The 26,315-nt window shown below is 64.6% G+C and carries 22 protein-coding genes and 1 pseudogene; 3 read left to right on the top strand and 20 right to left on the bottom strand.

What is annotated here, in order from left to right:
• Positions 1-8: 8 nt before the first annotated feature.
• The 10 genes and pseudogenes from BKA07_RS12880 to aspS form a co-directional block, all read right to left on the bottom strand.
• Complete coding sequence (locus BKA07_RS12880; protein ID WP_167951245.1) at positions 9-791, bottom strand: A24 family peptidase; 783 nt, start codon at positions 789-791, stop codon at positions 9-11.
• A gap of 15 nt (positions 792-806) precedes the next feature.
• On the bottom strand, positions 807-1,694 hold the full coding sequence (locus BKA07_RS12885) for a shikimate dehydrogenase family protein (protein ID WP_167951246.1): 888 nt from the start codon (positions 1,692-1,694) through the stop codon (positions 807-809).
• The gene (gene mltG / locus BKA07_RS12890) at positions 1,691-2,827 is read right to left on the bottom strand and encodes an endolytic transglycosylase MltG (protein WP_167951247.1); all 1,137 of its coding nucleotides are present in this window, start codon (positions 2,825-2,827) and stop codon (positions 1,691-1,693) included. The genes BKA07_RS12885 and mltG overlap by 4 nt, the downstream gene beginning before the upstream one ends.
• Positions 2,824-3,300, bottom strand: coding sequence for a Holliday junction resolvase RuvX (gene ruvX / locus BKA07_RS12895; RefSeq protein WP_167951248.1), 477 nt, complete (start codon positions 3,298-3,300; stop codon positions 2,824-2,826). The genes mltG and ruvX overlap by 4 nt, the downstream gene beginning before the upstream one ends.
• Positions 3,297-5,951, bottom strand: coding sequence for an alanine--tRNA ligase (gene alaS / locus BKA07_RS12900; protein WP_167951249.1), 2,655 nt, complete (start codon positions 5,949-5,951; stop codon positions 3,297-3,299). Before alaS ends, ruvX begins: the two co-directional genes overlap by 4 nt.
• 178 nt (positions 5,952-6,129) lie before the next feature.
• On the bottom strand, positions 6,130-6,729 hold the full coding sequence (rpsD, locus tag BKA07_RS12905; protein ID WP_209044276.1) for a 30S ribosomal protein S4: 600 nt from the start codon (positions 6,727-6,729) through the stop codon (positions 6,130-6,132).
• A gap of 222 nt (positions 6,730-6,951) precedes the next feature.
• A complete protein-coding gene (locus BKA07_RS19820; RefSeq protein WP_342449147.1) occupies positions 6,952-7,527 on the bottom strand; it encodes an NAD(P)-binding protein in 576 nt (191 codons plus the stop codon).
• A 48-nt stretch (positions 7,528-7,575) separates the two neighbouring features.
• A pseudogene (locus BKA07_RS19825) lies at positions 7,576-8,421 on the bottom strand (cation:proton antiporter domain-containing protein); the annotation flags it as partial.
• Between the two features lie 291 nt (positions 8,422-8,712).
• A complete protein-coding gene (locus tag BKA07_RS12915) occupies positions 8,713-10,218 on the bottom strand; it encodes a replication-associated recombination protein A (RefSeq protein ID WP_167951252.1) in 1,506 nt (501 codons plus the stop codon).
• Positions 10,218-12,002, bottom strand: coding sequence for an aspartate--tRNA ligase (gene aspS, locus BKA07_RS12920; protein WP_167953188.1), 1,785 nt, complete (start codon positions 12,000-12,002; stop codon positions 10,218-10,220). Before aspS ends, BKA07_RS12915 begins: the two co-directional genes overlap by 1 nt.
• A gap of 162 nt (positions 12,003-12,164) precedes the next feature.
• Between aspS and BKA07_RS12925 the strand changes: the two genes are divergently transcribed.
• Complete coding sequence (locus tag BKA07_RS12925) at positions 12,165-12,524, top strand: ArsR/SmtB family transcription factor (protein WP_167953190.1); 360 nt, start codon at positions 12,165-12,167, stop codon at positions 12,522-12,524.
• A 43-nt stretch (positions 12,525-12,567) separates the two neighbouring features.
• On the opposite strand, the gene hisS is transcribed toward BKA07_RS12925, so the two are convergent.
• Together hisS and BKA07_RS12935 are read right to left on the bottom strand one after the other, a co-directional pair.
• Positions 12,568-13,902, bottom strand: a complete 1,335-nt coding sequence (gene hisS, locus BKA07_RS12930; RefSeq protein WP_167951253.1) for a histidine--tRNA ligase — start codon at positions 13,900-13,902, stop codon at positions 12,568-12,570.
• A gap of 63 nt (positions 13,903-13,965) precedes the next feature.
• Positions 13,966-14,610, bottom strand: coding sequence for an MBL fold metallo-hydrolase (locus BKA07_RS12935; protein ID WP_167951254.1), 645 nt, complete (start codon positions 14,608-14,610; stop codon positions 13,966-13,968).
• Between the two features lie 119 nt (positions 14,611-14,729).
• Here BKA07_RS12935 and BKA07_RS12940 point away from each other — a divergent pair, with 119 nt between their 5' ends.
• A complete protein-coding gene (locus BKA07_RS12940) occupies positions 14,730-16,082 on the top strand; it encodes a DUF349 domain-containing protein (protein ID WP_167951255.1) in 1,353 nt (450 codons plus the stop codon).
• A 155-nt stretch (positions 16,083-16,237) separates the two neighbouring features.
• Positions 16,238-16,798 (top strand): hypothetical protein, encoded by a 561-nt coding sequence (locus BKA07_RS12945; protein ID WP_245161944.1) that lies wholly within the window; start codon positions 16,238-16,240, stop codon positions 16,796-16,798.
• A 76-nt stretch (positions 16,799-16,874) separates the two neighbouring features.
• On the opposite strand, the gene BKA07_RS12950 is transcribed toward BKA07_RS12945, so the two are convergent.
• The 8 genes from BKA07_RS12950 to BKA07_RS12985 form a co-directional block, all read right to left on the bottom strand.
• Complete coding sequence (locus tag BKA07_RS12950) at positions 16,875-19,172, bottom strand: RelA/SpoT family protein (RefSeq protein ID WP_167951256.1); 2,298 nt, start codon at positions 19,170-19,172, stop codon at positions 16,875-16,877.
• Positions 19,173-19,188: 16 nt separating this feature from the next.
• Entirely contained in the window at positions 19,189-20,205 is a 1,017-nt protein-coding gene (secF, locus tag BKA07_RS12955; protein WP_167951257.1) for a protein translocase subunit SecF, read from the bottom strand.
• Positions 20,202-22,343 carry a protein translocase subunit SecD gene (gene secD / locus BKA07_RS12960; protein ID WP_167951258.1) on the bottom strand — a complete coding sequence of 714 codons (2,142 nt, stop codon included), beginning with the start codon at positions 22,341-22,343 and terminating at the stop codon, positions 20,202-20,204. The genes secF and secD overlap by 4 nt, the downstream gene beginning before the upstream one ends.
• Positions 22,344-22,409: 66 nt before the next feature.
• Positions 22,410-23,012, bottom strand: coding sequence for a preprotein translocase subunit YajC (locus BKA07_RS12965; protein WP_342449059.1), 603 nt, complete (start codon positions 23,010-23,012; stop codon positions 22,410-22,412).
• Positions 23,013-23,093: 81 nt separating this feature from the next.
• Positions 23,094-24,137, bottom strand: coding sequence for a Holliday junction branch migration DNA helicase RuvB (gene ruvB / locus BKA07_RS12970; protein WP_167953196.1), 1,044 nt, complete (start codon positions 24,135-24,137; stop codon positions 23,094-23,096).
• A 101-nt stretch (positions 24,138-24,238) separates the two neighbouring features.
• Complete coding sequence (gene ruvA / locus BKA07_RS12975) at positions 24,239-24,835, bottom strand: Holliday junction branch migration protein RuvA (RefSeq protein WP_167951259.1); 597 nt, start codon at positions 24,833-24,835, stop codon at positions 24,239-24,241.
• Between the two features lie 96 nt (positions 24,836-24,931).
• A complete protein-coding gene (ruvC, locus tag BKA07_RS12980; protein WP_167951260.1) occupies positions 24,932-25,528 on the bottom strand; it encodes a crossover junction endodeoxyribonuclease RuvC in 597 nt (198 codons plus the stop codon).
• On the bottom strand, positions 25,528-26,280 hold the full coding sequence (locus BKA07_RS12985; RefSeq protein ID WP_167951261.1) for a YebC/PmpR family DNA-binding transcriptional regulator: 753 nt from the start codon (positions 26,278-26,280) through the stop codon (positions 25,528-25,530). Before BKA07_RS12985 ends, ruvC begins: the two co-directional genes overlap by 1 nt.
• Between the last annotated feature and the right edge of the window lie 35 nt (positions 26,281-26,315).

Consider the following 26,315-nt stretch of genomic DNA (forward strand, 5'->3'; position numbering starts at 1 on the left):
AACCGATTCTACAAAAGGATCGGGGCTAGGACCGACCCCAACCACATTCCGGATAGCATGGCGGGCCCGAATGCGATCGTGATCCCCCTCATCCGGCGTTGGACTGCGACCGCGATGAGCGCCCATATCCCGGCGATGAGCATCATGGCGATGAGGACGAGAGCCGGCGCCCAGGCGTCGAACAGGCCCGCAGCGGAGAAGACGACGAAGGCGAGTTTGACGTCGCCTGGGCCCATGGTGCGCACGTGCAGGACCTTGCCGACGAGGTGGAGGGCGGCGAAGACCCCAGCGGCACCGCTGCCGGCGATGAGGCCGAAGAACCAGATCCTCGGCTCCCCGATCAGCGATCCGAGGACAAGGGTGAGCAGACAGACGACGATGAGCGGGTAGACGAGCCGATCCGGCAGACGGCGGACGAGTGTGTCGGCGGTGATGAGGAACGGAGTCGCCGCCGCGACGATGCCGAGGATGAGACCGAGCAGGATGATGTCTGCCGAATTCGGTGTCCCGGGGTCGACGGTACCTGCGCTGCCGGGCGCAAAGGCACCCGTTCCCGAGTCGACGGGTATGACATGGCTGAAGGGAAAGAGCAGCACGGCGCCGGCGGCGATGAGGATGCCGGCGATCACCAGCACGGGCCCCCGCGCCGAGCGTGCCCGAGAGACGACCCCGAAGTGGGCATCGTCGGCGAGCCACCAGGCTCTCGTCTTCTCCAGCAGCAGGCCCGTGGCGGCGCTGATGAGAGTCGTCAGCCCGATGAGCATGCCGTGCAGAACCTCTGCGTCGACCACGCTGCGTCTTCCTCCTCAGCCGTGCGCCGAGGCGCTCTGCCCGTCCAGCGCCCGATACATGGCCTCCGCGATGATGCTGCGCAGGTTCTCATCCTCGGGGTCGTTCCCGCTCGTGGCCCGGTCCCCGGCTGCGGCGACGAACATTGCGGACTGGGCGACGGCCTGTTCGACCAGCATCATGGTCCCTTCGATCGGCGTGAGCCCATGTGTTTCGGCGGCACGCAGGAAGCTCGATTCCGATGCGTAGGCCACGTCGAGGGCCACACCACCGTCGCGGCCGGGCGACCAACGGAGCTCGGGAACCGCCTCGGCGGGCAGTGTCGAGATGACGAGGGCCGAGGGGGCGATCAGGGACAGGGGCGCGGTGCTCACCGACATTCCGAGCCCTCGGCCGAGTTCGAGGACGTGGTCGGCGCGATCAGGGTTCCTGACCAGGAATTCCACCGTGGTCATTCCCAGCTCACGGCAGGCCAGCAGCGCCGAGGCCGCGGTGGCCCCGGCACCGAGGACGGTGGCCCGGTCGCTGGCCTCGGCGGGGCGCCTGCGCGAGCCCAGGCTCGGTTCGAGGGCTCGGACGATTCCCTGTACGTCGGTGTTCGACACCAGCGTCGTCGTGTCCCTGCGCACGAGCGTGTTCGCCACTCCGGTCAGGCCTGCCGTGTCATCGAGTTCCCAACCGTGGATGTGCGCGAGTTCGACGAGTCGTTCCTTCAACGGCATCGTCAGCGAGAACCCGATCTGGTCCCGATGAGAGGCGAGGAAGGAGTCGAGCTCGTCGACGCCGAGGTCGAAGCTGCGATATTGGGCTTCATCGAGGCCGAGCGCCCGGAACGCCGCGCGGTGGAGCAGCGGTGATTTGGAATGGGTGATCGGTCGTCCGAGCACGGCAGCCGAGATCGTCATTCTCCCCCGCCGTCGTGCTCTTTGAGCCATTTCCGGTAGATCTCGACGTTCTTCTTGTGCTCGTCGAAGGTTTCCGCGAACTTGGTCTCCCCCGTGTCGGGGTTCGTGGCGACGAAGAACTGCCAGTCGCCCTTCGTCGGATGGAGTGCCGCTTCGACGGCGCCGGAGCTGGGCGAATTGATCGGGCCCGGAGGCAGCCCCTTCTTCTTGTAGGTGTTGTACGGACTGTCCGACTCGCGTTCCTCCTTCGTCGTCGTCAGGTCACCGCGAGCACCATGGATGTAGGCCACGGTCGCGTCCGACTGGAGCAGCTGGCCGGTCTTCGACTCAGCGGAGATGCGATTGAGGAAGACGCGGGCGACCTTCTTCCTGACCTCTTCGTCACCGGGGGACTCGATTTCGACGAGGCTGGCCAGAGTCATGACCCGATTCACCTCGTCGGGGTCGATGTCGGCCTCCTCGATCTCGAGCTTCGTCTTGTCGACCATCCGGGACACGATGTCCTCGGCGGTCCTGTCCTTGTCGAGGTCGTAGGTGGCCGGATACAGATATCCCTCGAGGCTGGGGGCATCGACGTCGAGACCGTAGTCCTTCGGAGTCTTGTCGTCGATGGCCTTGTCGACCTCTTCGGCCTTCATGCCCGACTCGACCATCGCGGCCTTGATCTGGTCGATCTGGCGACCTTCTGCGATGGTGATCCTGGGCGGTTTGATCGGATTGACGAATGCCTCCACTGCCGCTTCGGAACTCATCTTCTCGCGCAGGATGATCGGGCCGGCCTGGATCGTGATATCGCGCCGTTCGACCTCGTCGAGGAACGGCTCGGAGTTCATGATCACACCTGCTTCGACGAGCTGGTTGGCCACGGACCGTGCAGACGCACCCGGTGGAATCTCGACGGACACCTCGCTGGTGCCCGCGCCGTCGTAGTCGCCCTTGGGCCCGAACAGGTCATCGAAGACCCCGCCCGCGGCCCGGACGCCGAAGAACCCTCCGATGCCGAATACGAGGACACAGATGACGACGATGGCAGTCGTGCGACGTCTGCGCAGCATTCGCCTGTGCTTCTTGGCTTTGAGGTCGGCCCGGGTCAGCCCTTCGTCCTCTGAGAACTCACCTGGGAACGGGCTCATAGGTCACTCTCCTCGTCGGGCATTGCTCGACCGGCGGGTGCACCGGTGTTGTGTTCGAATTCGAGGGCGTTCTGCAGAATGATCACGGCGGCCTGGGCATCGACGATCTCGCGTCTCTGCCGGGAGTTCTTCCCCGCCGCGGCGAGAGCATGATGGGCCTCGACCGTGGTGAAGCGCTCGTCGACGAGCCGGATCGCCGTCGCGGTGGCGAGGCTGATCCGCCTGGCGAACTCCAGTGCGCTCACGGCCGCAGCACGGGCCGCCCCGTCGAGGGACTTCGGGTCGCCGATGAGCAGCTCGATCGGTTCGTATTCGCCGACGATCTCACGCAGCTGCCGCAGCGCTGCAGGTTCGTCGCTGCGTCGGATGACGCTCAGCGGTGTGGCGAGGATGCCATCGGGGTCGCAGGCGGCCACCCCGATGCGTACCGAACCGATGTCGAGGCCCAGACGTCGGCCTCGGCGGAAGCTCACTGGAGGGCTGCCTTGACCGCTGCGATGGCAGCGGGAATCGCGGCCGCGTCGCTGCCGCCGCCCTGCGCGAGATCGGGTTTGCCGCCGCCACCGCCGCCGAGCTCGCCACAGGCCAGGGACACGAGTTTCCCGGCCTGGCGGCCGTCCTCGCGTGAGGCCGCGGTCGTGGCGACCACGACGACCGGTTTTCCATTGCTGGTTCCGATGCCCAGGACCACGGCGGAGCGTTCGGACACGCGGGCCCGCAGGTCGGTCACGACCGTGCGGATGTCTCCTGCGTTGGACACGTCGCCGAGCTCGGCGACGACGAACAGCGTCGATCCCACGGTCTCGGCGCTGTCGAGGAACTTCCCCGCCGAGGCCAGCAGCTGCTGGGAGTTCAACCGTGCGATCTCCTTCTCCGCGTCCTTGAGCTTGCCCATCAGCTCGGCGACGCGCTCTCTCACATCGGTCCCGGGCACCTTGAGCATGTCCGAGAGCGAGGAGACGATGGTGCGTTCGGCGGCCAGGGAGCGGAAGGCGTCCATGCCCACGGCGGCTTCGATGCGGCGCACTCCCGACCCCACGGAGGCTTCGGAGAGCACGGAGATCGGTCCGACCTCCGAAGACGCACCGACGTGGGTGCCGCCGCAGAGCTCACGGGAGAACGGTCCGCCGATGTCGACGACGCGCACGACGTTCGGGTACTTCTCGCCGAAGAGCGCCATCGCGCCGGACTTCCTGGCGTCCTCGAACGGCAGGTATTCGGTGCCGACCTCATAGTTCGAACGCACGGCGAGGTTGGCGACGTCCTCGATCTCCGCGCGCATCTGCTGACTCGGAGCCTCAGGGAACGAATAGTCGAAGCGCATGTAGCCGGGTTGGTTCATCGATCCGGCCTGCACGGCGTGCGTGCCGAGGATCTCCCGGAGCGCGGCATGGACGAGGTGGGTGGCGGTGTGGGCCTGTGAGCCTTGGAATCTGTGGTCGTGGTCGACGACGGCCAGGACCTCTGCCCCGACGCGGATCTCACCGTCGATGACTTCGACCCTATGTGCGGGCAGGCCCTTGACCGGGTTCTGCACGTCGAGGACACGGGCGGTGAACCCATGGCCTTTGATGAGTCCGATGTCGGCGCGCTGTCCGCCCGCCTCGGCGTAGAACGGGGTCAGGTCGAGGATGAGGTCGGCACTCTGTCCTGGGGTCAGGACTTCCTGGGCGAGGCCGTCGACGACGATTCCGCGCACCCGGGAGTCGGCTTCGAGCCTGTCATAGCCGACGAATTCGGATGTTCCGTCCTCGAGCAGCGCCGAATAGGCCGAGAGGTCGGTGTGTCCGCCGCCCTTCTTGGCCTTCGCATCGGCCTTGGCACGCGTGCGCTGCTCGTCCATGAGTGTCCGGAAGCCCTCTTCGTCGACGTGCACGCCCTGTTCGGAGGCCATTTCGAGCGTGAGGTCGATCGGGAAGCCGTGTGTGTCGTGGAGGGCGAAGGCGACGTCGCCGCTGATGGTGCTGTCTGAACCCGACAGCGAGTCGGCCGCGTTCTGGAACAGCTGCGTGCCCGATTCCAGGGTCCGCAGGAAGGCCTTCTCCTCGGCATAGGCGATGCGGGAGATGCGATCGAATTCCACTTCCAGCTCGGGGTAGGACAGCTTCATGGCCTCCATGGACACGGGCAGCAGCTCCGGCAGGACCTCGTCCTTGACGCCGAGGAGGCGCATCGCGCGCACGGCCCGGCGCAGCAGGCGACGGAGGATGTAGCCGCGGCCTTCGTTTCCGGGCCTGACTCCGTCGCCGATGATGATGAGCGAGGAGCGGACGTGATCGGCGACGACGCGCATCTGCACATCCGGCTCATGATCGACGCCATATGTGTGTCCCGAGAGTCGGCTGGCGGCGGCGATGACGGGGAACACCTCGTCGATCTCGTACATGTTCTCGACGCCCTGGAGCAGGAACGCGACACGTTCGAGGCCCATGCCGGTGTCGATGTTCTTCGCGGGAAGCTCACCGGCGATGTCGAAGTCGACCTTGGACCGGACCTCGCTGAGTTCGAATTCCATGAACACGAGGTTCCAGATCTCGATATAGCGGTCCTCATCGGCCACGGGCCCCCCGTCGACGCCGTACTCGGGGCCGCGATCGAAGTAGATCTCGGAGCAGTAGCCGCCGGGGCCTGGCTGCCCCGTATGCCAGAAGTTGTCCTCATTGCCGCGCGGCTGGATGCGCTCGCGCGGAACAGTGGTCTCCTCGAGCCACAGGTCGATCGTCTCGATGTCGTCGGCGTGGACGGTCGCCCACAGCCGGTCCTTGTCGAAGCCGAATCCGCCGTCGGCGACGGCGTTCGTGAGCAGGCCCCAGGCGAAGCGGATGGCTTCGCGTTTGAAGTAGTCGCCGAAGGAGAAATTACCGTTCATCTGGAAGAACGTGCCATGGCGTGTGGTTTGGCCGACCTCTTCGATGTCACCGGTGCGCACGCACTTCTGCACGCTCGTGGCACGGTTGAACGGGGCGGGCTCCCGTCCGGTGAGATACGGGATGAACTGGACCATCCCGGCGATGTTGAACAGAATCGATGGATCCGAGCTGATCACCGACGCCGAGGGGACGACCGCGTGCCCATTCGCTTCGAAGTAGTCCAACCAGCGCTGTTTGATCTCTGCCGTCTTCATCCAAGGCCTTTCACATGTTGCTCGTGCACTCGTGCGCTCATCAGTCGTTAGTTTAGTGGCTCATCCACACTATGCGAGGTGCCCACGCTGCGCGCAGACGACCCGCGGGGTGAATGCACAACTGCCCGGAACATCGAGTTCCGGGCAGTTGATGTCGTGCGATCCCTCGGGAGGGTGATCAGCGCGAGTAGTGCTCGACGACCAGCTGAACCTCGACGGTCACTGGAACCTCTTCGCGCTTGGGGCGACGAAGCAGGGTGGCCTGCAGACCTTCGAGGTTGACGTTGAGGTAGCCCGGAACTGCAGGGAGGACATCCTTGTGTCCACCGGCGGCGGCGACCTGGAACGGATCCATCGATGCGCTGCGGGGGTGGACCTGGATGGTCTGTCCTTCCTTCACGCGGAAGGACGGACGATCGACCCGCTGACCGTCGACGGTGATGTGACGGTGCACGACGAACTGACGTGCCTGGGCGATGGTCCGAGCGAAGCCCGAACGCAGCACCAGCGCGTCGAGACGCGATTCCAGGAGTTCGACCATGGTCTCACCGGTCAGACCGGACAGGCGGCTGGACTCCTTGTAGATCTTGAGCATCTGAGCTTCGCGGATGCCGTACTGGGCGCGAAGACGCTGCTTCTCCTTGAGACGCACCGAGTAGTCGCTGTCGTTGCGACGGCGGGCCCGGCCGTGCTCGCCCGGAGGATAGGGGCGACGTTCGAAGTATTTCTCCGCCTTGGGGGTCAGCGGCATGCCGAGAGCGCGCGAGACGCGCGTCATCCGGCGGTTACGTGCTGGTGCTGGCACTGTATTACCTTTCATCATGATGGTGTGTCTCGACAGGCCATCGGTTCTCGCCCTGGTCGAAACGGCTGTTTCCCCGGATGGGAAGGAGGGATTGAGCGTCGAGATCCGCTCGCACCGACCGCCTTTAGCTTGCAGGCACAACAGCAGCCCATCTTAGCGGAGTTCGCTGCCCCGGTGCAACGCAACCGCCGACGGTCAGCCTTCGGTGTGGCTGGCGTCGCCATCGGGCCTTCGGCCGGTCGGCGGATTCATCGCAGCATCGGCGACTGCCGCGCCTGAGCCGCTGTAGATGTTGACGACTGCGTGGACCCCGGCCTCGGTGAAATGACCGACTTGGCCTTGGCGCTGCACGACCGCGGCGATGGTGCCGTCGAAGCCGGCGATCCGCAGCTGGTCGAGGGCGAACGTGTTCGAGTCGTGGATTGCCATGGCCAGGATGACCGTGCGGGCCGTTCCTCCTACCACCAGACGGTGCCAGAACTCATGGTCGGTGGCGTCGCCTTCCAGCACATTGAACTCATCGCGCTTGAGCTCCTCCACCACCAGGTGGTCGTTGTCGATGCCGATGACCGACAGGCCACCCCGATCGACGAGCCGTTGGTAGGCGCCGACGCCGATGCGCCCCATACCCAGCACGACCACCTCGGCGGCACCGGTGTCTATCGGACGGTCCGTCGGTCGCAGACGGGCCTCGTTCTCGTCCGGCAGGACCTCGTCGAGGCGGGCCACGATCTGCAGGCTGTAGGCATTGGCCAGTGAGGAGATGATCATGCCGATCGCCACGGCCAATGCGGTCACGGTCAGCCAATTGTCTGCGAACACCCCGTTGGCCACTCCGACCGCGACGACGATGAGCGCGAATTCGGAGAAGTTGCTCAATGCCAGGCTGGTGCGGACGCTCGTCCGGTTGCGCAGGCCGAAGAGACGCCCCATCAGGTAGAAGCTGAGGAAGTTGAAGGGGATGAGGACTGCGCACAGGATCAGCGCCAGGGCCAGATCGGCCCAGGTCGGAATCGCCTGGAGGCCGATGGTCACGAAGAAGGCGACGAGGAAGAGCTCCTTAACGCTGAACAGGGACTTGGACAGTTCGGTGGATCTGGGATGGCTGGCGAAGAGCAGTCCCATGGCGAGTGCGCCGAGGTCGCCGTGGATGCCCACGGACTCGAAGGCGAGGTAGCCCGGCCCCAGCGCCATGACCACGCCGAACAGCACGAGCAGCTCGCCTCGCCCGATGCGATCGAGGATGCGGCGCAGCACCCATGCCGCGGGAACCACGAGAACCAGAGCGAAGCCCCACGGGCTCGGCGGCTCCTCCCCCGCAACGGTGATGAACGCGACCGCCGCGATGTCTTGGATGACGAGGATGGCGATGGCGATCTGACCATAGTACGAGCCGTCGTCGGAGCGGTCCTCGAGCACCTTGACCACGAGCACCGTCGACGAGAACGAGAGTGCGAACCCCAGCAGCCCCACCGTGCCCAGACCGCCGCCCAAGGTCACGAGCCCGATGACCGCAGCGAGTCCGATCGTGCCGGCGCCGACGACAACGCTCGTGAGCATATGGAGTGCGGCAGTGCCGAAGGCCTCGGGCTGAAGCAGCGAGCGCAGATCGAACTTCAGTCCGATCGTGAAGAGCAGAAGAATCACTCCGAGGTCGGAGACCTGCTCGAGTCCGGCGAAGGCGGTGACGTCGAGGGAGTGGAGGAGAAATCCTGCGCCGAGGAATCCGACCTTCGTAGGCGATCAGGCCGAGTGCCAGGGCGACCGCGATGGTGACGATGATGTCCTCCACAGCGACCCTCCTCAGCCGATCCGGCGCCGACAGGCCCACCGTGGCCGCCGCGCTCATTCATCCTGTGCACAAAAATACCGTGTCTCAGGATCACAAGGTGGAGATGGGAGGCAGAAATCGGCGATCGTATGCCGAAATCCCTCTGCGTCAGGGTCGAATCTGCCTCAGGGTCGGAGGAGCCTCTGCAACATTTCGAGGCGCTCGGACATGGAGCGCTCCATCCCGTTGCCGGTCGGTTCGTAGTAGCGTTTGCCGCGCAGCGTCTCGGGCAGGTACTCCTGGGCCGCGACACCATGCGGATAGCTGTGCGAGTATCTGTACCCCTCACCGTGGCCGAGCTCCTTCGCCCCGGGATAGTGCGCGTCCCTCAGGTGGGCCGGGACCTGTCCGGCGAATCCGTTCTTGACGTCGGCGATCGCCTGGTCCAAGGCCATGTAGCTCGCGTTCGACTTCGGGGCCATCGCCAGGTAGGTGACCGCCTCGGCGAGGGGGATCCGACCTTCCGGCATGCCGATGTTCTGCACTGCGGTCGAGGCGGCCACCGCAATCGGCAGCGCCTGTGGGTCGGCCATGCCGATGTCCTCTGCCGCGGAGATGACGATTCGCCTGGCGATGAACCGGGGGTCCTCACCGGCGACGATCATCCGGGCCAGATAGTGCAGTGCGGCATCGACATCGGAGCCGCGGATGGACTTGATGAATGCGGAGACCACGTCGTAGTGCTGATCGCCGTTTCTGTCGTAGCGCAGCACCGTCTCGGAGCTGGCCTCGGCGCAGGCGGCCTCGGTGATGAGGATCGGTCGGTTCTCGTCCTCTGCTTTCGACTCGCCGGTTTCGCCGACCTCCTCCGACTCGTCGGAGTCGGTGTCCGATTCGCCGTCGAAGTCGGAATGGGCGGCGGTCGAGCCGTCGGCGAACTCCGCCTGCGCGGTCGCGATCCCGGCGGCCGCTTCGAGGATCGTCAGGGATCGCCTGGCGTCGGCGCCGGCGATGCGGACGATGAAGTCCTTCGCGGCCGGTTCGAGTTCGAACTGCCCGGCCAGACCACGTTCGCTGACCACAGCACTGTCGATCAGGTCGGCGACCGCGGCATCGTCGAGTGGCCGCAGCGTGAGCAGAAGGGAGCGGGACAGGAGCGGGGAGATGACCGAGAACGAGGGGTTCTCCGTCGTCGCCGCCACGAGCACGACGAGGCGATTCTCCACCGCCGGCAGCAGCGCGTCCTGCTGAGCCTTCGAGAACCGGTGGATCTCGTCGAGGAACAGCACGGTCGTACGCTGGTACATGTCACGTTCGCGCCTGGCGTTCTCGATCACCTGACGCACGTCCTTGACACCGGCGGTGATGGCGGAGAGTTCGACGAAGGTGCGTCCCGGTGCGTGGGAGATCACGTGCGCCAAGGTGGTCTTGCCGACCCCGGGAGGGCCCCACAGGATCACCGAGGAGGCTCCGGCCCGGTCTCCCCCGCTGGCTTCGACGAGTTGGTTCAGCGGTGAGCCGGGGAACGTGAGATGGTCCTGGCCGACCACCTCGGCGATGGTGCGCGGACGCATGCGCACCGCCAGCGGATCGAGGGCACGCCCCGCACCGGCGGAAGAACCGCCGACGCCCGGGCCAGGAGATCCCTGATCCGGGCTGTCGGAGGAGAAGAGGTCGGGACCGTCGGTCATCAGGCCTCGACGACGTCGGCTTCCGGCTCGAAGTCCACGCCTGCCTCGGCACGCTGGGCGTCGGTGATCGGTGCGGGTGCCTGGGTGAGCGGATCGTATCCTCCGCCGGACTTCGGGAAGGCGATGACTTCGCGAATCGAATCGACATCGGCGAGCAGGGACACGATGCGGTCCCAACCGAAGGCGATGCCGCCGTGCGGAGGTGCGCCGAACTTGAAGGCTTCGAGGAGGAAGCCGAACTTCTCCTGCGCCTCCTCTTCGCTGATGCCCATGATCGTGAACACGCGTTCCTGGACGTCCTTGCGGTGGATGCGGATCGAGCCTCCGCCGATCTCGTTGCCGTTGCAGACGATGTCGTAGGCGTAGGCCAATGCCGCACCCGGGTCCGATTCCAGGGTGTCGAGGAATTCGGGCTTGGGCGCGGTGAAGGCGTGATGGACCGCTGTCCAGGCTCCCCCGCCGACGGCCACGTCGCCCGCGGCCTGTGCATCGGCGGCGGACTCGAACATCGGTGCGTCGACGACCCATACGAAGGCCCAATCGCCGTCCTTGATGAGTCCGGTACGTTCGGCGATCTCGTTGCGAGCAGCACCGAGGAGGGCCCGCGAGCTCGATCGGTCACCGGCGGCGAAGAAGATCGCGTCCCCGGGGGCCGCTCCTGCGGCTGCGACGAGCCCGGCCTTCTCGGCATCGGAGATGTTCTTGGCCACGGGACCGGTCAGGGTCCCGTCTTCGGCCACGAGCACATAGGCCAGGCCCTTGGCGCCGCGCTGTTTGGCCCAGTCCTGCCAGGCGTCGAGCTGACGTCGGGGCAGGGAGCCGCCGCCCGGGTAGACGACGGAGCCGACGTAGTCGGACTGGAAGACCCGGAACGGAGTCTCGGAGAAGAAGTCGGTGAGATTGTGCAGTTCGAGGTCGAAGCGCAGGTCGGGCTTGTCGGTGCCGTACTTCTCCATCGCCTCGGCGTAGGTGATGTGCGGGATCGGCGTGGTGATCTCGTGGCCGATGAGCTTCCACAGCGCCACGAGGATCTTCTCGGCCAACTCGATGATGTCGTCCTGCTCGACGAAGGAGGCTTCGATGTCGAGCTGGGTGAACTCGGGCTGACGGTCGGCGCGGAAGTCCTCGTCACGGTAGCAGCGGGCCAACTGGTAGTAGCGTTCCATGCCTGCCACCTGCAGGAGCTGTTTGAACAGCTGCGGGGACTGCGGCAGGGCGTACCAGGAGCCGGGCTGCAGGCGTGCGGGCACCAGGAAGTCGCGGGCGCCTTCCGGGGTAGACTTCGTCAGGGTCGGGGTCTCGATCTCGAGGTATTCCTGCTCGTCGAGGACCGCGCGGGCCGCCTTGTTCGCGGCCGAGCGCAGACGCAGGGTCTTCGCCGGTCCCGAGCGCCGCAGGTCGAGGTAGCGGTAGCGCAGTCGGGTCTCCTCTCCTACGGTTCCGGCGTCTTCGGCGTGGTCGGAGACCTGGAAGGGCAGCGCTTCGGCGGGGCTGAGGACCTCGACGGTGGTGTCGACGACTTCGATCTCACCGGTGGGCAGGCTCGGGTTGGTGTTGCCCTCCGGTCGCTGGGACACGGTGCCGGTGACCTTGACGACGGTTTCGTTGCGCAGTGCGTGTGCATCGTCTTCGCGGACTACGACCTGGACGATTCCAGAAGCCTCACGCAGATCGATGAAGGCGACACCTCCGTGATCGCGACGACGGTCGACCCACCCTGTGAGGGTGACGGTTTGTCCTGCATGTGAGGCTCGCAGGCTTCCGGTTTCGTGGCTTCTCAGCACCAAGGGCTCCTTTACGATGTTTATGTGGCAGCGCGTGAACAATGATAGTCGCTCGCCGCCCGATTGCTGACACGGCCGTGGCCGACCAAGTCGTCGGCTGTGACGAGGAAGAGGATGACATTCGGCTGTGACGAGGAAGAGGATGACATGGAGACAGAGGACATGGGCACGGACGGTTCCGAGGCGGATGCGGGAACCGACCCCACTTCGGCACAGGTCGAGGTGGCGGCGGAGACCTTCCGCATGCTCGCCTCGGGCACACGTCTGCGTCTGGTCTGGACCCTGGTGAATCAGGAACTCGATGTGTCCTCACTCGCCGAGGCGATCGGTGCGGCAGTGCCCACCGTGAGTCAGCATCTGGCGAAGATGAGGTTGGCCGGGCTCATCTCCTCCCGCCGGGACGGGCGCCGGATCTTCTACACCGTCGACGACCCTCACGTGGTCTCGATGGTGCGCGAGATCTTCGATCACATCGCCCCGGACGGTTCGCTGGCCCCTGATCCGCCCGCGACGGGCACCTGAGCCGGGTCTCGGATCCTGGGGCAGCCTCCGATCCTGCGTCTCCTCAGTCCCGGTACACTCGCGGTCGGCGGTCGGCGTCGACCGGTTCCCAGGTCTGGGGATCGGCCGCGGTCTGCTCACCGGTGCGGATGTCCTTGATCTCGTGGCCGCTCTCGCCATCGGTGAACCACACGAAGGGGATCTGCCGACGTTCGGCGTATCGTATCTGCTTGCCGAACTTCGCCGCGCTCGGTGAGACCTCGCAGGCGATGTCGCGGGCGCGCAGAGCGGCGGCGACGGCATCAGCTTCGGCACGCTTGGACTCATCGGTCACGGCGACGACGGCGACCGACGGTGTTCCGCGGGTGGCGCCGATGCCGCTGTCCGGATCGAGGATGAAGGCCATGAGCCGTGAGACGCCGATCGACATTCCCACGCCCGGGTAGCTCTTCTTGCCCACCGTGACGAGGGAGTCGTAGCGACCGCCCGAGGCGACGGAGCCGAGCTCCTCGTATCCGATCAGCTGCGTCTCGTAGACAGCACCCGTGTAGTAGTCGAGTCCGCGTGCGATCTTCAGCTGCGCCACGACGACGCCGGGGGCCCTGTCATGGGCCGCACGCAGCATCGTGGTCAGGGACTCGAGGCCTTCGTCGAGCAGCGGGTGCTCGACTCCGAGCCCGCGCACCTCCTCGGCGAAGGCAGGCGAGTCGGATTCGATGGCGGCCAGCTCCAGGCACAGTCGCTGCTGCTCGTCATCGGCTCCGGCTTCGGCGGCCAACAGCTTGCCCACCTCGGCGGGACCGACCTTGTCGTACTTGTCGAGGCAGCGCAGCACCGCCTGGATGTTGCTCAACCCGATGCCTCGGGCGAAGCCTTCGAGCAGTCTGCGGTCGTTGACGACGATCCTGATCGGTGGCACACCCAAGGGTGCCAGTCGGCTGAAGGCGTCTGCGACGGCCAGCGGAATCTCGACCTCGAAGTGCCCGGGCAGCTCCGCCTCGGCGATGACGTCGATGTCGGCTTGGATGAACTCCCGGTACCGGCCCTGCTGCGGACGCTCCCCGCGCCACACGGGTTGGATGCGTGCGGCCCTGAACGGGAAGCTGAGTTCGTTCGCATTGTCGGCGATGTAGCGGGCCAGCGGCACGGTGAGGTCGAAGTGCAGACCCAGCGGATTGCGCTCCGTGCCTTCGGAGTGGAGACGGCTGACGGCGAAGATCTCCTTGTCGATCTCCCCGTCCTTGGCCAGGTGGCTGATCGGCTCGACCGCCCGGTGGTTGAGTGCCGAATACCCATGCAGTGCGAAGGTGTGGTCGAGGACGTCGATGACGGACTTCTCGATTACGCGTTCGGCAGGCAGTCGTTCCGGGAATCCGGACAGTCGGGCTGACTTCGCCATTGTTCTCCTTGGTGTTCTTCGTCTCTGATGGTGGTTCGCCGGTGCCGGCTGTGCTCGTGTGCGCTAGAGGAACGGGTTCGTCGCCGATTCGTGTCCAACTCGTGACCTCGGGCCGTGTCCAGGATAGATGGGAACGTCGGGCAGCGTGGTGAAGGCCCGCAGCGATTGCGCCATCGCCGAGGCGTCTCCTCCCGGCAGGTCGACCCGTCCGATCGCTCCGGCGAAGACCACGTCGCCGGTGAAGATGATCTCCTCACCGTCGGCGTGTACGCGCAGGAGCGTGGATCCCTCCGTGTGTCCCGGAGCGGCCAGGGCCGTGATGGTCAGGCCGGCGACCTCGAGGGTCTGGGCGTCGACGAGGGCGTTGACCTCGGGCGCCGACCACCCCCTGACGAGGGGCTCGAGCATCTGCGCGAACTGCGGGCTCAGCGTCTCGGCGGGTTTGTCCAGGCGGTAGCGGTCGGGGTCGCCGAGGTGGACCGGCACATTCCACCGGGACAGCACATCGGTCAGCCCGAGGACATGGTCGGGGTGGCCGTGGGTCAGCAGCACGGCACGGGGCACGAGATTCTCCTCCTCGACGATTTCGGCGAGGCCGGGTGCGCAGTCGAATCCCGAGTCGATGAAGACGCAGTCGTCTTCGCCCTCTGCTCGGACGGCATAGCAGTTGACATCGAGGAATTCGGCGGTGGTCGAAAATACATCCATGCTCAAAGTCTATCGAGAGCCCGGTGCTTGGTTATGCTGGGATAACGTCAATCAGGAAATCGAGTGATCTGCAGGCACAGTGCCCCGCAGGTTCGACCGATGGAAACAAGGTGAGAATCATGTCGACCCCGACGCCGAAGCCGGTCCCGCGCCCGTCATCCCTGCCCCGCCCGCAGACGCCTCAGACCGTGGTCGGCACGACCGTTGATCATGATGCGGAAGTTCGACGAGCAGCGGATCACGGCCGCGCCGACCAGGAGGGCAACGTCTTCGTCGTCACCGCTGAGGGCGAGCGGGCGGTCGGGCAGTATCCGGATGCCAGTCCTGAGGACGCCTTGGAGTACTTCGCCAAGAAGTATGTCGAACTCGTCGAACACGCGGTTCACCTGCGCAACCGCCTGTCCGCCGGAGCCCCGGGCCGCGAGGTGGCTTCGGCCGCGAAGACCCTGCAGGAGTCGGTGCCCGATGCCAATGTCGTCGGGGACCTCAGGGGGCTGTCTGCGACCTTGGACACCCTGATCTCCGATGCTCAGGACACGGAATCGAGGCAGGCGGCCAAGGCCGAGGCCGCGAAGCTCGATGCGGCCCAGGAGCGCGAGGAGATCGTCGCCGAGGCAGAAGCGCTGGCGAAGCGCGATCCCGCGAAGATCCAGTGGAAGCAGTCGGGAGCGCGTCTGCGTGAGCTCTTCGGCCAGTGGAAGGAGATGCAGCGCAACGGTCCCAGGCTCCCCCGTGCCGTGGACCAGGAGCTGTGGGGCCGATTCTCGCAGGCTCGGAACACCTTCGAGCACAAGCGGAAGGAATTCTTCGCAGAGCTCGACAAGCTCAATTCCGAGGGCAAGCGGATCAAGGAGAAGATCGTCGCCGAGGCGGAATCACTGTCGGACTCGACCGATTTCCGCACCGTGTCCCAGAAGTACAAAGAACTCATGAGTCAGTGGAAGAAGGCCCCGCGGGCCTCCCGCAAGGACGATGATGCCCTCTGGGCACGCTTCCGGGCCGCGCAGGACGTGTTCTTCTCCGCCCGTGATGCCGAGAATGCTGCGATCGACGAGGAGTACAGGGGAAATCTTGCGGTCAAGGAGGAGATCCTGACCAGAGCGCAGGCTCTGCTGCCTATCCGAGACATCGCGGTCGCGAAGAAGGAGCTGCGCGTCATTCAGGACGAGTGGGAGGCCGCCGGGAAGGTTCCTCGTGCGGACATGTCCCGGATGGAAGGCGGTCTGCGTGATGTCGAACGTGCGCTCTCCGAGGCCGAGGACGCCGAATGGAAGCGCAGCAACCCGGAGACAAAGGCACGGACGTCCGGCGCGCTGAGCCAGCTCGACGATTCGATCGCGGAACTGGAGCAGACATTCGAGAGGGCCAAGTCCAGCGGCGATGACAAGGCCGTCGCCGAGGCACAGAGCGCGCTGGATGCGCGTCGCGCCTGGCGGGATCAGTTGACTCAGACGGCGGCCGAACTGGACTGACGTCTCCGGCAGCGCCCGTCGGCCCCACTGCGGCCGGACAACGACCGGACACGACTGCCTCGTCCCTCCACAGCCCGTCGGACACGAGTCGGGACTTATCCACAGATTGGGGCAGCGGTCTTGAACACGCCTCCAGGCAGCGCAATAGTGGCTGTATGGAGGCGATGTTTCACCTGCGGGACTACAGCTACGAGCATCTCACGGAGCTCACGCTCGATGGCCTGCTGACCCGACTGACCGAAACAGCCTGGGTGCGCAAGGGCGCCGTTCTCGGCCCGGAGGACCGCATGGCGGCGCTGCATGCGCAGATCCCACCGCATCTCGTCCTCTCCCACGCCGTGGCCTGGTGGGTCCACAGCGGGCTCGGACGGGCGCCGAGCCCGCTGACGTTCATCACCTATCCGCGGCGACGCTACGTCGACGGCAACGATGTCATCGTCCACGAACTCACGATTGCCGAGAACGAGTGGCAGCTCATCGACGGCCAGCCCATCACCACGGAGGAGCGGACCCTCTACGACCTGCTGCTTCCACATCTGCGCTGCCCCGACGACCGATCGGCCCAGAGCGTGGGCAACCTCATCGACGAACTGCCCAACAGAGCCAGACAGCGGTTCCGCCTGTATCTCGATGAGGTCACCCGCAGACCCTATGTGGCACATATGCGGTCCGTCTTCGAACGCGCCTGTGCCACCGCCGACCGCCGCCTGCGCTGATCAACTGATGACCCACTCCCGGGCTCGTCAGCCGTCCTGCACCCCGAGCGCGTCGACCGTTCGGCGTGTGGGCTCGTCAGCCGCCGGCGATGCGATAGACGTCGAAGACCCCTTCGACCTTTCGAACGGCGGACAGCACGGTGTCGAGGTGGCTCGCGTCGCTCATCTCGAAGACGAACTTCGACTGCGCCACCCGCGCCCTTGAGGTCCCGACCGTGGCGGAGAGGATGTTGACGTGGGTTTCGGTCAGCACCTTGGTGATGTCCGAGAGCAGACCGGAGCGGTCGAGGGCCTCGACCTGGATCTGGACGAGATAGATGCCGCTGGTGGTCTCGCCCCAGGAGACTTCGACCATCCGCTCGGGTTCACGTTCGAGTGACTTCACGTTGGGACAGTCGACACGGTGGACGGACACGCCGGAACCGCGAGTGACGAATCCGAGTATCTCGTCTCCGGGCACAGGGGTGCAGCAGCGGGCGAGTTTGACCAGAACGTCGTCGACGCCCTTGACGGTCACACCCTCGGGTGAGGAATGATGCCCCGATGACTGGCCGGTGCGGTTGCGCGGCGATGGCGGCAGGACCGGTTCGTCATCCTCCTCGCCGACCTCCTTGGCGAGAAGATCGACCACATGGGCCGCCGAACTCACGCCGTTGCCGATCGCGGCATACAGCGCGGTGACATCGGGCAGGCGCAGCTCAGTGGCGACGACCTGCAGGGCTTCCTGGCTCATCAGTGCCGACGCCGACAGGGTGTGCCTGCGCATGGCGCGTGCCAGCTGTTCGCGACCGTTCTCGATCGCCTCTTCGCGGCGCTCCTTCGAGAACCATTGACGGATCTTGCTGCGGGCGCGCGGACTCTTGACGAAGCCCAACCAGTCGCGGCTGGGGCCCGCGTTCTCGTCCTTCGAGGTGAAGACCTCGACGGAGTCGCCGTTCTTGAGCTCGGTGTCGAGCGCAACCAGGCGTCCGTTCACCCGAGCACCCATGGTCTTGTGTCCGACCTCGGTGTGCACCGCATAGGAGAAGTCCACGGGCGTCGCTCCCGCCGGCAGGCTCATCACGTCGCCTTTGGGAGTGAAGACGTAGACTTCCTTCGAGTTGACCTCGTAGCGGAGGTTGTCGAGGAACTCGTCGGGGTCGCTGACCTCCCGCTGCCATTCCAGCAGCTGACGCAACCACGCTGCGTCATCGACCGCGCCTGCGTCGGAGACCTTGACCGAACGGGCGGTGTTCGAGGTGACGGCCTTCGACGCACTCCGCCGATCCTTGTACTTCCAGTGCGCGGCCACACCGAACTCGGCCCGACGGTCCATCTCGTGGGTCCGGATCTGGATTTCGACGGGCTTCCCATTGGGACCGATCACCGTCGTGTGCAGGCTCTGGTACATGTTGTACTTCGGCATCGCGATGTAGTCCTTGAACCGTCCCGGAACCGGGTTCCACCGAGCATGGACGATGCCGAGGGTCGCATAGCATTCGCGCACAGTCTCGACGAGCACTCGCACACCGACGAGGTCATAGATGTCGGCGAACTCGTGTCCGCGGACGACCATCTTCTGGTAGATCGAGTAATAGTGCTTCGGCCGCCCGGTGATCGCGGCTTCGATCCCTGACTCCACGAGCTCCGATTGGAGCTCGTTCGAGACCGTGGCCAGGTACTTCTCACGTTCCGGGGCACGATCGGCGACGAGGCGGACCACTTCGTCATAGACCTTGGGATGGAGCACTTGGAAGGACAGGTCCTCGAGTTCCCATTTGATCGTGTTCATACCCAGGCGGTGAGCCAGCGGAGCGTAGATCTCGAGGGTCTCCCGTGCCTTCTTCGCACTCGAGGAGGCAGGGACGAACCGCCAGGTGCGGGCATTGTGAAGACGGTCGGCGAGTTTGATGACGAGGACGCGGATGTCCTTGGCCATCGCCACGATCATCTTCCGCACCGTCTCAGACTGCGCCGCCTGGCCGTAGGTGAGCTTGTCGAGCTTGGTGACGCCGTCGACCATTGCCGCGACTTCGGGACCGAACTCCTCGGTCAGCTCCTTCAGCGAGTAGGACGTGTCTTCGACGGTGTCGTGCAGCAGTGCCGCTGCCAGGGTCACCGGAAGCATGCCGATCTCGGCGAGGATCGTGGCAACGGCCACGGGATGTGTGATGTAGTCGTCGCCCGACTTCCGGGTCTGACCGCGGTGTGCCTGCTCAGCGATCTTGTAGGCGCGCACCACCTGGTCGATATCGGCTTTCGGATGGTTCGACTGCAGCGCCCGGATCATCGGGCCGAGCACGCGTGGGTAGCCGGGGTTGTTCTGTGCCCTGGCTGCCCACCACGCTAGACGGGAGATGCCTCGCGGACGGCGCGAATCGGCGGAAGAAGCCATGACATCCCCTTTCTGCTCAGACTTCGGAGTGAATCACCGGTGGAACATCCTCTGCTCCATCCTTCAAGCGTAGTTCACGCACGGCCTCTTCCTGTTCCTTGACCGCGGGTTCATTGGATCGCAGGAGCGCATAGAGCGGGCTGGCGACGAACAACGTCGATGACGCTGCCACAATCATACCGATGAACAGGGACAAGGAGATGTCGATCAGAGTTCCAGCATTCAGAGCCAGGACGCCGATGAAGAGAATCGAAGCAACGGGCAGCACGGACACGACCGTCGTGTTGATCGAACGAACCGTAGTCTGGTTGACGCCGAGGTTGACCAGCTCGGAGAACTTCAGGTTGCGTCTGTCCTTGAAGCGGGTCGTATTCTCCCTGATCTTGTCGAAGACCACCACGGTGTCGTAGAGAGAGAAGCTCAAAACGGTGAGGAATCCGATGACCGCTTCCGGTGTGACTTCGATTCCAGTAGCCGAGTAGATGCCCATAGTCACGACCATGACAACGACCAGACCGATGATCGCAGCCAGCGACATCTTCCAGGTCCGGAAGTACAGGGCCATCACGATCATCGCGATACCGACGAAGATCACCAGGGCTCGAATCATCTTCTCGGTCACGTCCTGACCCCATTCGGGACCGACGAACGTCGATGTGACGTCTTCGGCTTTGACGTCGTAGCCGGCGACGAGGGCATCGCGGACTTCCTGCATCTGGGGGTCGCTGAGCTGATTCGTCTCAACCTGCACCGCAGTGTCGCTCGTCGGAGTCAGCCGCGGTTCGGATTCGGGGACCACATCGGTGACGATGTCCCGGCCCTTCTTCTCCGATGTGTCGCTGACATGGTCGATCTGGAACTGCGAACCGCCTTCGAAGGCGATGCCGAAGTTGAACCCGGCGATGAGCGGGACGAGCAGGGACAGAACCACAAGGACTCCGGAGATTCCCAACCACAGCTTCGCCTTGCCGACGAAGGGGATCGAGGTTTCACCATTGTGGAGGCGGTTGCCCCAGGCAAAGAACCGTTTCACTTGTCTGCCTCCTTGCCCTCGTCGGCAGATTCTTCGGCGGCCCTCTTCGCAGCCGCCTTCCGCTCTGCGATCGTGCCGCCGGTTCGTCCCGAGCTGCCCGGGTCCTTGACCTTCTTCTTCGACTTCTTCTCAGCTTTGGCAGGCTTCGAAGCCTTCGACTCTGCTGCATCATCTGTAACCGCCGAGCCCTCGGCGGACGCTGCAGAAGCAGACGACTCGTCAGATTCGGCCGATGACTCGACGGTCGAAGTCTCGGGTGCCTCCTCTTCGTCCGTGGAGGACATTCCCGCCTTCCGGGCTCGAGCCTTCTCCCGTCGTCGTCCCTCTGGCGACTTCTCCGAGTCGTCGATGCTGAGGTTGAGGGCACCACGGTAGGCCGCGGGTTTGACACCGAGCATACGCGGGTCCATACCGGACATCGGATGTCCCTGGCCGAAGAACTTCGTCCGTGAGAGGACTTCGAGAATCGGATGGGTGAAGAGGAAGACGACGATCACGTCGACGATCACCGCCAGGCCGAAGGTGAAGGCAAATCCTCGCACCGATCCCACGGCCAGGATGTAGAGGATGACCGCGGCGAGCATATTCACGCCCTTCGAGGCGTAGATCGTGCGTTTGGCACGGTCCCAGCCGACCTCGACGGCGGACAACAGATTCCGTCCACTGCGCAATTCGTCTCTCACACGTTCGAAGTAGACGATGAACGAGTCGGCTGCCATGCCGATGCCGATGATGATACCGGCCAGGCCCGCCAAGGACAGGCGATATCCGTATCGCCAGGACGACACCAGCAACAGGAGGTAGGTGAGCACACCTACGACGACGAGGCTCGAGACCGTCACGAGTCCGAGCACGCGGTATTGCAGGAGGGAGTAGACGACGACGAGGATGAGCCCGGCGAGGCCCGTGAGCAGACCGATGTTGAGGTAGTTCGTTCCCAAGGTCGGCGAGATCTGGTCCTCGCTCTGCACTTGGAAACTCAGCGGCAGAGAACCGTTTTTGAGCTGGTCGGCCAGCGTTTCCGCTTCATCGAGGGTGAAGTTGCCTGTGATCTGAGCATTGCCATCGGTGATGGGTGTATTCGATGAAGGTGCTGACAACACGTTTCCGTCAAGCGCGATGGCGAACTGGTTGTAGGGCTGCTGCTTTCCGGTGATGTCCGAAGTGATCTGCTTGAAGATCTCACGCCCGGTACTGTCGAACTCGAGGTTCACCGCAGGCTGGTTGGTCTGGACTCCGTTGGCTCCGGCTTTGTAGCCGGCATTGGCATCTGCCAAGTGTTCCCCCGAGAGCTCGACAGGACCGAGGATGTACTTGGCCTCGCCGTCCTTGCCACAGGAGACGACAGGCTCGTCCGCGGGCTGCTGCTGTCCACCGGACCGGTTCTTCGGATCGGTGCAGTCAAGCTCCGAGTACTTCTTGATGATCTTGTCCGTCTGCCATTCGTCGGTGTCCTTTTCGGGATCGAACAGCGGACGCGGGGTCGAATCGGTGACCTTCGTGTCTTCGCCGTCTCCGGAGGCCTTCTCTCCGGCTGCCTGAGATCCGCTCGTATCCCCGGATTTCTCGGCGTCCTTGCCGGGAACGCTGCCACCTGCTTCGGCGACTTCGCCGCCTCCGGCAGGAGCGTCTCCGCCTTCCTGACCCTGGGCACCGTCGCCACCGGTGAGATCCTTGAGACGCTCCTTCTCCTCGTCGGTGAGGCCCTCGGAGGGATCCTGCTGCTCTCCCCCGCCGCTCTCTTCCTGTTCCTTCTGGACCTGTTCCTGGGAACGGGGGTCGCCGACGAGGGCAACCCGTCGGAAGACGAGCTGGGCGGATGAGCGAACCAGTTCGCGTGTCTCCTCGTCCGGATTGCCCGGCAGGTTCACAACGATGTTGCGATCGCCCTGCGTCGTGATCTCGGCTTCGGACACACCGGTCGAATCCACACGCTGCCGGATGATCGCTACAGCCTGGTCAAGCTGCTCTTGGCTGATATCCGTGTCCTCTGAAACCTGCGGCTCCAGGATGATCGACGTTCCACCCTCGAGGTCCAGAGCGAGCTTCGGAGAGGTCGTGGCATCGGAGAACACGACACCGCCGGCGATGACGCCGAGGAGCAGTGCGGTGATGATCGACAGCCACAGAAAACGCAAACCAGGACGTGGTTTATCTTCAATATCGGACACGTTTCAGCTTTCGATTGAGTGCAGTGAGCGAAGTCAGTTCTTCTTGTTGTTCTCAGAGTCCGAAGAATCGGCGTCCGACGTGTCAGAATCGGTGTCACCGGAGTCGCCCGCGACTTCGTCGGCATCCGTGGAACCGGAGGCGTCCTCGTCGACCGCGGATCCTGCTTCGTCGGCAGGCTCAGCATCTGCAGTCGCTCCGGCGTCGGCGCCGTCGACTTCGTCCGTGCCGAGATCTGCATCGGCAGAGCCGGTCTCGGCGCGCTTGCGCTCGTTCATCGCATCGAGTTCTGCATCGGTGATGGCAGGGGTTTCCCCGCTCTTGGTCTTGTCTGCAGGCTCGGCAGGCGCGGCAGCGGCTCCATCGGCTGCGGCGACTTCGCCCTCAGGGTTGTTGACCTGCCCGATCGCCTGCCGATGCACGCGCAGGACGGTGCCGGGACCCGACTCGAGGGTGACCTGGTTGTTCTCGTCGTCGATCGACAGGACGGTGCCGAAGACGCCGAACGTCGTCATCACGGTCGCCCCGGGCACGAGTCCCGATTTGATCTGCTCTGCGCGCGCCTTCTGCTTACGGCGAGAATTGAATAGGAAAAAAATAAGCAGCGCAGCAAGCGCAAGAGGGATCAATAAATCCACAGGTATCTACCTTTCATAAGAACGAACCAGTCAACCAGCTTAGTTCGTACCGAGTACTCAAGGCGAACTCAATTGCCGGAATCAGAACTCATAGTTTGCTGGGATCTGCATTCCCAGGTGCTTCCATGCCGCCGAGGTCGCGACCCGGCCGCGCGGTGTCCGGCTGATCAGCCCCTCTCGCACAAGATACGGTTCCGATACGGTTTCGACGGTATCGGCCTCCTCACCGACGGATACCGCGATCGTGCCCAGTCCCACCGGCCCCCCGGCGAAGCGCTTGCACAGCACCTCCAGCACGGAACGGTCGAGGCGGTCGAGGCCGCGTTCGTCGACTTCGTAGACCTTGAGTGCCTTCAGCGCCGCGGCCTCGTCGATGACCCCGGTTCCCCGCACCTGGGCCCAGTCGCGGACTCGCCTGAGCAGACGGTTCGCAACACGGGGAGTGCCGCGAGAACGCGTCGAGATCTCCTGCAGACCTGCCGGTTCCGCTTCGATTCCCAGCATGTCGGCCGACCGCCGCAGGACCGTGAGCAGGTCAGCACTCGAGTAGAAGTCGAGAAGCCCGGTGAAGCCGAAGCGATCACGCAGCGGTGCGGGAAGGAGCCCGGATCGCGTGGTGGCCCCGACCATCGTGAACTGGGGCAGGTCGAGCGGGATGGCGGTGGCACCGGGCCCCTTGCCGACGATGACATCGACGCGGAAGTCCTCCATCGCGACATAGAGCATCTCCTCTGCGGCGCGTGCCATGCGATGGATCTCATCGATGAAGAGGACCTCGCCCTCTTCCAGGGACGACAGAATCGCCGCCAGATCACCGGCATGTTGGACTGCCGGACCGGATGTCACGCGCAGGCTCGATTGCATTTCGTGCGCGATGATCATCGCCAATGTCGTCTTGCCCAATCCGGGAGGACCTGAGAGCAGCACATGGTCAGGAGCACCGTTGCGCGCCTTGGCCGCGTCGAGGACCAAGGACAGCTGCTCACGGACCTGCGGCTGGCCGATGAAGTCCTGGAGCCCCTTGGGCCGCAGTGCGGCTTCCGCATCACGCTCGGCAGTCTCCGCTCGCCCCGAGACCAGACGCTCTTCTTCGGCCCCGGTCAGGTCCTGGTCGCCGAAGTCCATCTCGTACGAAGAGGCCCCACCGACATGGGATGCCCCCTCGTCAGCGGCGGTCGCCTTGCTTCGGGAGGCGTCGGCCGAATCGCCGAATGCGGCTGAACTCGTCACTTCCGCGCACCCAGAACCTTCAGCGCCGCCTTGAGCAGCGTCGACGTCCCGGCGTCCGGTCCGAGATCCTTGACCACCTCTTGCACGACGTCTGCAGCTTGAGCCTCTTTCCACCCGAGCCCGACAAGCGCCTCGACGACCTGCTGGTTCGAACCGCCGAACGACAGCTGTTGGCCCGGCTCCGATGCGGCCGGCTTCGGCAGCTTGTTCTCGAGTTCGAGGATGATCCGGGAAGCACCCTTCTTGCCGATGCCGGGAACGCGAGTCAGCAGATTGGCGTCCTGCTCAGAGATCGCCGCCGCCAGTTCGTCCGGCTCCAGCACCGAGAGGATGGCCATCGCCAGGCGGGGTCCGATGCCGGAGATCGACAAGAGCACTTCGAAGGTGCGGTTCTCGTCTTCGGTGGTGAAGCCGAAGAGCGTCATGGAGTCTTCCCGTACGACCAGTGTGGTCACAAGCTCGATGTCGCCACCGTGGCGAGTCTTCGACAGCGTGTCCGGCGTGACGTTGACCCTGCGTCCCACACCGTAGGTGAGAATGACGAGGTGGTCAGCTGCGATGCGGTGGACCGTACCGCTGAGAAAACTGATCACGGCGTGCCTTTCGTGTGGGAACACTTGTACGAATCCAGGCTAGCAGGACTTCCCCGTCCCACAGACTCGACATACCGACGGTATCAATCGCCGAGCTCATTTCGCGTTGCGCAGGGCCTTGGCCCACTGCGCCTGTGCCTTGGTCAGGCCCGAGCCCTGACGTCCGCCTCCCTTGCGCTCGGTGAGGTCCTTCTTGGCTCCGGGCGTCGACTGCGCGCTCAGAGCCCCACGCCACGAGTGGCAGATCGAAATGGCGAGTGCGTCCGCGGCATCCGCGGGTTTCGGGGGCGCATCCAGTTCGAGGATGCGGGCCACCATGTTCGTGACCTGCTTCTTGTCCGCGCGGCCCGAGCCGGTGATCGCGGCTTTGACCTCGGAGGGGGTGTGCATGGCCACGGGCAGCCCCCGCCTGGCGGCCAGGCCCATGGTCAGGCCCGAAACCTGAGCGGTGCCCATGATCGTGGAGACATCGTTGCGAGCGAAGACGCGCTCGATGGCCACGACATCGGGACGGTAGGTGTCCAGCCAGCTGTCGAACGCCTCGGCGAGGGCGCCCAGACGCAGGTCCACGGAGTCCGAGGACGGCGTCCGCAGAACATCCACCGCCACCATCGTGGCCTTGCGGGCGGGCAGGGTATCGATGACACCCAGCCCGCACCTGGTCAGGCCGGGATCAACACCGAGAATTCTCATCAGGCATCGAGTTCGGCGAGGACCTCGTCGCTGACATCGGCGTTGGAGTAGACATTCTGGACCTCATCACTGTCCTCGAGGGCGTCGATGAGATTGAAGACCTTCCGGGCGGTGTCTGCGTCCAGGCTGACCTCCAACTCGGGGACGAAGGACGCCTCTGCCGAGTTGTAGTCGATTCCCGCGTCGACGAGCGCCGTGCGCACATCGACGAGGTCGGTCGCCTCGCAGATGATCTCGAAGGTCTCTCCCTCGCTCTTGACCTCTTCCGCGCCGGCGTCCAAGGTGGCGAGGACGATCGCGTCCTCATCGGTGCCTTCGGCCGAGACGATGATGACGCCCTTGCGATTGAAGTTGTAGGTCACCGAACCGGGGTCTGCCATGGACCCGCCGTTGCGCGTCACCGCCACGCGGACCTCCGAGGCCGCTCGGTTGCGGTTGTCGGTCAGGCATTCGATGAGCAGGGCGACGCCGCCGGCCGCATAGCCTTCGTAGAGAATGTTCTCGTAGTTGACCGCAGAACCGTCGAGGCCGCCTCCGCGTTTGACCGCGCGAGAGATGTTGTCGGCCGGGACCGAGTTCTTCTTCGCCTTCTGGATCGCATCGAACAGCGTCGGATTGCCTTCGGGATCAGGACCACCGTTTCGAGCGGCAACCTCGATGTTCTTGATCAGCTTGGCGAAGAGTTTGCCGCGCTTCGAATCGATGGCAGCTTTCTTGTGTTTAGTCGTTGCCCATTTGGAATGACCTGACACTGGTGTTCCTTCCTATAGATACAGCCTTCAGAGTC

This window comes from Brevibacterium marinum (assembly GCF_011927955.1).
GTDB classification, from domain to species: domain Bacteria; phylum Actinomycetota; class Actinomycetes; order Actinomycetales; family Brevibacteriaceae; genus Brevibacterium; species Brevibacterium marinum.

Bases quoted from the DNA above. Each gene is read 5' to 3' on its own strand.
- BKA07_RS12885 (WP_167951246.1), bottom strand. From the start codon at position 1,694: ATGACGATCTCGGCTGCCGTGCTCGGACGACCGATCACCCATTCCAAA.
- mltG (WP_167951247.1), bottom strand. From the start codon at position 2,827: ATGAGCCCGTTCCCAGGTGAGTTCTCAGAGGACGAAGGGCTGACCCGG.
- alaS (WP_167951249.1), bottom strand. From the start codon at position 5,951: ATGAAGACGGCAGAGATCAAACAGCGCTGGTTGGACTACTTCGAAGCG.
- rpsD (WP_209044276.1), bottom strand. From the start codon at position 6,729: ATGACGCGCGTCTCGCGCGCTCTCGGCATGCCGCTGACCCCCAAGGCG.
- BKA07_RS19820 (WP_342449147.1), bottom strand. From the start codon at position 7,527: ATGATCATCTCCTCACTGGCCAATGCCTACAGCCTGCAGATCGTGGCC.
- BKA07_RS12915 (WP_167951252.1), bottom strand. From the start codon at position 10,218: ATGACCGACGGTCCCGACCTCTTCTCCTCCGACAGCCCGGATCAGGGA.
- BKA07_RS12925 (WP_167953190.1), top strand. From the start codon at position 12,165: ATGGGCACGGACGGTTCCGAGGCGGATGCGGGAACCGACCCCACTTCG.
- hisS (WP_167951253.1), bottom strand. From the start codon at position 13,902: ATGGCGAAGTCAGCCCGACTGTCCGGATTCCCGGAACGACTGCCTGCC.
- BKA07_RS12935 (WP_167951254.1), bottom strand. From the start codon at position 14,610: ATGGATGTATTTTCGACCACCGCCGAATTCCTCGATGTCAACTGCTAT.
- BKA07_RS12940 (WP_167951255.1), top strand. From the start codon at position 14,730: ATGTCGACCCCGACGCCGAAGCCGGTCCCGCGCCCGTCATCCCTGCCC.
- BKA07_RS12945 (WP_245161944.1), top strand. From the start codon at position 16,238: ATGGAGGCGATGTTTCACCTGCGGGACTACAGCTACGAGCATCTCACG.
- BKA07_RS12950 (WP_167951256.1), bottom strand. From the start codon at position 19,172: ATGGCTTCTTCCGCCGATTCGCGCCGTCCGCGAGGCATCTCCCGTCTA.
- ruvB (WP_167953196.1), bottom strand. From the start codon at position 24,137: ATGGACTTCGGCGACCAGGACCTGACCGGGGCCGAAGAAGAGCGTCTG.
- ruvC (WP_167951260.1), bottom strand. From the start codon at position 25,528: ATGAGAATTCTCGGTGTTGATCCCGGCCTGACCAGGTGCGGGCTGGGT.